Annotated in this window: 3 protein-coding genes; 2 read left to right on the top strand and 1 reads right to left on the bottom strand. The window is 49.9% G+C overall.

Annotation, left to right across the window (positions count from 1 at the left end; genetic code table 11):
• Positions 1-391, top strand: a 391-nt coding sequence (locus AC5ELV_RS26190) for a transposase (RefSeq protein WP_493432440.1), incomplete at its 5' end; no start/stop codon positions are given.
• 309 nt (positions 392-700) lie between these two features.
• Positions 701-1615, top strand: coding sequence for a dihydrodipicolinate synthase family protein (locus AC5ELV_RS26185; protein ID WP_493432439.1), 915 nt, complete (start codon positions 701-703; stop codon positions 1613-1615).
• A gap of 248 nt (positions 1616-1863) precedes the next feature.
• On the opposite strand, the gene AC5ELV_RS26180 is transcribed toward AC5ELV_RS26185, so the two are convergent.
• Positions 1864-4159: condensation domain-containing protein (locus AC5ELV_RS26180; protein WP_493432438.1), on the bottom strand; the 2296-nt coding region annotated here is incomplete at its 5' end.

Below are 4159 nucleotides of genomic sequence, written 5' to 3'. Positions count from 1 at the left end.
ATGCCCGGCCCAACAGGAACTGCCCTACCGAACGACGGACCGTAAGGGATACAGGCAGTATGCCTCTGACCCAGCTCAGTGCCAGCATTGCCCGCTACTGGGCCAGTGTACCCAGTCTCAAAACCACCGCAAAGTGGTGACTCGACATGTCTGGGAAGACAGCAAAGAATGGGTGCGAAGCAACCGGCTGAGCCCATCCGGGAAACAGCTATACCGCAAACGAAAAGAGACGATTGAGCGAAGCTTCGCGGATGCCAAAGAGCTCCATGGGTTTCGCTATTGCCGTTTGCGCGGACTTCCGAACGTCAGGGAACAAGCCCTCATGACGGCAGCCGTGCAGAACATGAAGAAGATGGCGATCCACCTGGATCGCCTAGAAAAACAGGGGTAACACCCCGTTTTTCCAGATACCAGACCATTATGGTGCAAGGAAAAAGAAACCCACGTCTCAAAAAGACGGGGTTTCTCGACAATCTGAGCATTCTATATAGAATGCTTTTTATCTTGTACAACTATCGAACCTCACTTTTTTCCAAGCTGACACTGAAGCTTGATACTCATATCTCTTTGTTTCGATCTTAAGTTTCTTTAGAAGAATTGGTACTGTTATTTGTCTCTCAATTGGTACTTTAATTGCGTCTAATTCATTTTTATAATGTGTTTGTATTTTGAAGGTCAATTAATAGAGGAGTGTAGCTTTATGTTCTGTGGATTATCTGCTTTTCCACTCACCCCAGTTAACGAGACAGGTATTAACGAAAAAGCATTTGTGACACTAATTCAACGATTAGTTGCAGCTGGTGTAGACTCAATTGGTGCATTGGGTTCAACTGGAAATTATGCATATCTTAATCGAGAAGAACGTCTACGTGTGCTTCGACTTGCTGTCCATTCATCTGAGGGGATTCCCGTAATGACAAGTATAAGTGCGATTCGTACCTCTAAAGTACTTCGATTAGCGGAAGATGCACAAAGAGCAGGAGCAAGCGCAGTTCTGCTAGCCCCTGTCTCCTATCAAGCACTAACAAGTGAAGAAGTATTTTCACTCTATGAACAGGTGACCAGTTCACTCTCCATTCCACTTTGTGTATATGATAATCCGAGTACCTCGCATTTTCATTTCAGTGATGAGTTGCACAGTCGGATTGCTGAGCTGCCTAACGTTCGTTCTATCAAGATTCCTGGAGTACCTTCTGATCCTGAAGCAGCCAAGGCACGCATTAGAAAACTACGAACGGTCATTCCTCCCCATGTAACTATAGGGGTAAGTGGAGATTCATTTGCAGTTACTGGCTTGAATGCAGGCTGTGAAGCATGGTACTCAGTTCTCGGTGGTTTGTTTCCAAAGGCGTGCCTAAATATGACCCGTTTGGCTCAGGACGGTTTTGCTGACGAAGCGAAACGACTCTCGGCGCTACTTGAACCTATTTGGACGTTATTTCATCAATATGGTAGCCTTCGTGTTGTTTCAGCAGCAGCAGAAATAAGTGGCTTGATCTCAAGTCCCAGTCTTCCTTTACTCTTACAACCATTGAATCATTTAGCTAGAGAACACTTGGAATTCATATTAAAGGATCTTCAGTCTACAGAAACATTCTGTTGCCCATTTGGCTAATACCTTTTCGAAGAGAAGACTATTGAGCACGTTTGTTGTAAATTTTTTTGTTATGCGTGTTGGAAGAACAACAGATGTGATTCACATTTGCAATTGGCGCTGCTTTTTTGTTTGGCTTACGCGGCATCCTCTATCAATGCGTACATGAGCATTGTGTCAGAAAAAGAATACTTTGCAGGCAAGGGCAGTCGGACAAGCCGCCGCCCTCTGCACACGCAAAGTGAAATCATTGCATTTAGAAAACTGATTTAGAAAACAAAGTCGATGGAATCCGGCGAGAAGCCTTCCGGTTGCTCGCCCGTGTTCACCTGAATATCGCCTAACAACAAATCTGGATTGGTCCCAACCTGTGAAAGGATCGCTATCAAATCTCTGGTTAATCTCTCAATAGCGTCGGCCGCAAACAGCTTCGTGCAATATTCAAAGGAACCCTTGATCTCCCCATCTTCATCACTCATAGACAAGGTCAAATCGAATTTGGAGATACGATGCTCCTGAACATATGGACTGAAGGACAGCGTTTCAAGCTGCGCTTCCGGCGACTCTGTATTTTCCAGTACAAACATGGTGTCAAACAACGGGTTACGGCTTGCATCCCGTGCTACATCCAGCTTTTCCACCAACTCTTCCAGTGGATAATCCTGATGCTCGAAGGCTTGCAGCGTACGATCTCTGGCTTCCAGCAAGTAGTTGTGGAACGTTTGGTTGCCCCTCGGCTGATGCCGGATGGCTAGCGTGTTGACGAACATTCCGATCAGTGGCTCCAGTTCCGGCAACAATCGGCCTGCTACCGGCGTACCGATGATCAAATCGTCCTGACCGCTGTATTTGGACAGCAGAACGGTATAGGCGCTCAACAGGACCATGTACAGTGTACTTCCGGTCTGTGCCGCAATTCGGTGCAGTTGCTCGGATACATTCGGGTCCACTGTAAATTCATACATCGCACCCTCGAAGCTGCGAACAGCAGGTCTAGGATAAGCAATCGGCAAATCCAGTACCGGCAATTCTCCGGCTAAATGCTCCAGCCAGAAGTGTTCCCGTCGTTGGTAGGATTCAAGCTGCTTTTCCTGCTGCTGCCACACGGCATAGTCCTTGTACTGAATTTGCAATGGCTTCAACGCCTGTCCCTCGTACAGTTGTACCAGCTCCTGCACGATATTGTTAGACGATACCCCATCCGAAATAATATGGTGCATGTCGTACATCAGGAGACGGCGCTCTGGTCCGGTTTGAATAAGACGGACACGCAGCAGTGGTGCCTGGCGAAGATCAAAGCTGCGTACAAAGGACCCGATATAGGCTTCGGATTCAGACTCATTGGCCTGCAGGTGCTCTACTGCAAATTCCACTTGATCGTACACCCGCTGAACGACCTCGCCTTCCACCATTTCAAAGGATGTCCGCAGCGTTTCATGACGGGCCACTAACTGACGGAACGCATCCTCCAGCCGATCGGCCTGAAGCGGTCCCTCTACGGTTAATACACCCGGCATATTGTAGCTGACAGCTCCGCCTTCCAGATGGCTCAAAATGTACAGTCGTTTTTGAGCCGAGGAAACCGGGTAGTACGCCTGTTGCGCCGCCGTAGGGATCACCGTATAGGTGTCTGTACCGTGCGTAGCGATGAGCTGGGCTTGCTGCTCAATCGTAAAGTGTTGGAACACCTCACGCAGCGTAATCCGGCTGTCCAGTTCCTGATGGATTTTGGCCACCAGCGTCGTTGCCCGCAGGGAGTGTCCACCCACGTCAAAGAATGAGTCGGTGACTCCTACGCTGGACAGCTTCAAAACATCCTGCCAGATTTGGGCTAGCTTGGCTTCCAGCGGTGTCCGCGGCGCAACGTACTCCAGGCCTCCTTCGAGGCGTGCTTCCGGTGCCGGCAACGCCTTGCGGTCGATTTTCCCGTTCGGGGTCAGCGGGAAACGATCCAGTTGTACCACATACGTCGGGATCATGTAATCCGGCAGTTTCGGCTGCAGCGCATTCCGCAGCTCCGGCAAACTCAGGGACGCTGAAGCTATGATATAGGCACACAGGTCCTTGTGTCCGTCTTCGTTTTCCCATGCCGTGACCACGGCTTTCTGAATGCCGTCCACAGTCAGTAGCTGCGCTTCCACCTCGCCCAGCTCGATCCGGTAGCCCCGGATTTTCACCTGGTGGTCGATCCGGCCCAAATACTCAATGCTGCCGTCTGGCATCCACCGTGCCAAGTCACCCGTCCGATACATCCGGTTTGCGTGAGTGCTGTCCGCTTGATCGGCTGCTGCCGCATCAGCGAACGGATTCGGGACAAACTTCTCTGCCGTCAGCTCCGGCAAGTTCAGGTATCCTCGTCCCACACCTGCACCTCCGATATAAAGCTCACCAGCGATACCGATCGGCACCAGCTGTTGCTGGCTGTTCAGGATGTACACAGATTGGTTCGCGATCGGCGTTCCGATGGATACCGTATGCTCCCCTTTTTCCAGCAGTGCGTTCAGGGACTCTACATCTTCAATCGTATAAGCAGTCGCATCTACCGTGGTTTCGGTCGGACCGTAC

Source organism: Paenibacillus sp. NMA1017 (genome assembly GCF_058895805.1).
This window is presented reverse-complemented; position numbering and strand designations above follow the sequence as displayed.

Coding starts and splice junctions, on each gene's coding strand:
- AC5ELV_RS26185 (WP_493432439.1), top strand. CDS start 701: ATGTTCTGTGGATTATCTGCTTTTCCACTCACCCCAGTTAACGAGACA.